This window comes from Dokdonia ponticola (assembly GCF_042653865.1).
GTDB lineage: Bacteria > Bacteroidota > Bacteroidia > Flavobacteriales > Flavobacteriaceae > Dokdonia > Dokdonia ponticola.
The window spans coordinates 4,691-6,393 of record NZ_JBHSFV010000030.1; the positions used below are offsets into that span (position 1 = coordinate 4,691).

At 35.7% G+C, this 1,703-nt stretch carries 2 protein-coding genes; both read left to right on the plus strand.

Going from position 1 to position 1,703, the window contains the following annotated elements:
- Window positions 1–1,193, plus strand: a 1,193-nt coding sequence (locus tag ACFO3O_RS22365) for a hypothetical protein (protein WP_379983048.1), incomplete at its 5' end; no start/stop codon positions are given.
- A 2-nt stretch (window positions 1,194–1,195) separates the two neighbouring features.
- The coding region (locus tag ACFO3O_RS22370) for a hypothetical protein (RefSeq protein WP_379983049.1) at window positions 1,196–1,703 on the plus strand (508 nt) is incomplete at its 3' end.

A 1,703-nucleotide genomic window follows, 5' to 3' on the forward strand; every position in this document is an offset into this window, starting at 1 on the left:
TCACTGTAAAGTCAACATTCAATCTTGTGGTACAAGAATCTTCAAGTGGTTTATTTTCATATATAGTAGAATATCGACCTGATGAAGATTGGATTCCTAATTACAGAGATACGCAAGATTTTTCAACTTATAGTGGCGGTATTATCCATTATAGTATCACAGGCAGATATATTGCGAAATTAAACCTGATAGATGGTGTAGCAATTAACGGAGAAACGAGAAGTCCATGTTCTGATGATGGTGAACCAAGTGGCGGTGGTGGTAATGAGGGAAATCCTAATCCAAGTGACGGTGATGGAGGTGGAAATGGAGATAATCCTCCACCAGATCCTGATGTGTCAGCTGATCTTAAATGGCTTTGTGTTTGGAGACAATTTTTACACAATGAGCCTAGCGAATGTAATAACCCTAGTATGGGTGGTTCATGGGTTATCGTGATTACCTATGGAGATAAAAGTGTAGAAGATACTGTACGTTGTCCTGATGATCTACCTGAACTTCCAAATGTTTGCAATGATGGCAATGGTGATCCTTGTGATTGTAATCCTGATGGGGTAACTTGTATGGAAGAAGAAGAGCCTATTGACCCTAATCCCGTAGTAGCAGTAAACTATGACCTAACACTTATTTTTGGTTTAAATCAATTTTTAGAACCTGATCTTACAACTGAACAAGTTAATTGGATTTTTGAAAATGAAGAGAATGTAGCCTTTGCAGAGTATGCATTGCAAATTCTAACAGCAAACCCTGATGCAAACCCTTTAATTGGGGCAGACTGTAGAAGTTTTGAATACGCACAACCTCCTGGTGCACCACAAAAAGGATGCGCTGTAACAAATTTCAATCATACATTTTACACTGCTGGAGTAAGACCAGATGGGAGTCCATATTATGGAGAACTCGATTCAAACATTGATATAATATATTTTACTATGCCAACTTGGATGACAAATGGACAGGCTGCTAACCTCACTGCTGATGCAGTTACAAATGCTATCATGGCAACAGACTTACAATTCTTTGCAGACCCAGATATATCTGAAATTGGTTTAGGGAATTTTTTTCGAGATGCACTTATCTTTCAAATGTCTATATTAGGGGGATCGGTAAGTACAAATATAGAGCCATTCCCTATACCTAGTCCTGCTCCATATATTACAAGCTTATTTGGTGCAAAAACAGACTGTAATTGATTATGAAATTCAATATATTATTAGCCTTAACATTATTTATAAGCATTTTTTCTATGGATTATATAGAATTTGAGAATTTACTAGATAAAGACTTATCAATTACCAAAGACTTCACTGGTAGTGACTTTAGAGATAGCTCTTTTAAAGGGGGGATAATTGAAGGTAAATTTTATAGTAGTAAAGATCATACAATAAAAGACTTTTTTGGTATGCCATACAATCATATAACCGTCCTAACAACCGAAACAGATATTGTCCAATCAATAACTATTCATTTTATTGGAATGATTGATCGTACTTTTTATGATGCTTTTAATGGTACTTATGGAGAGCCAAATCACATACAAATTATTGAAAATAGACAACTTGAGAGTGAAACATTCATCAGAGGTGAAAACGGTAAAGTCATTCAACACTTAGCAAAGAATACTTTTGATTTAAGAGAGGGCACTTTCGAGGAAAAACCGTTATGGATTGTTTGGGAAAAAGAAGGTTATGAAATAAAGGCAC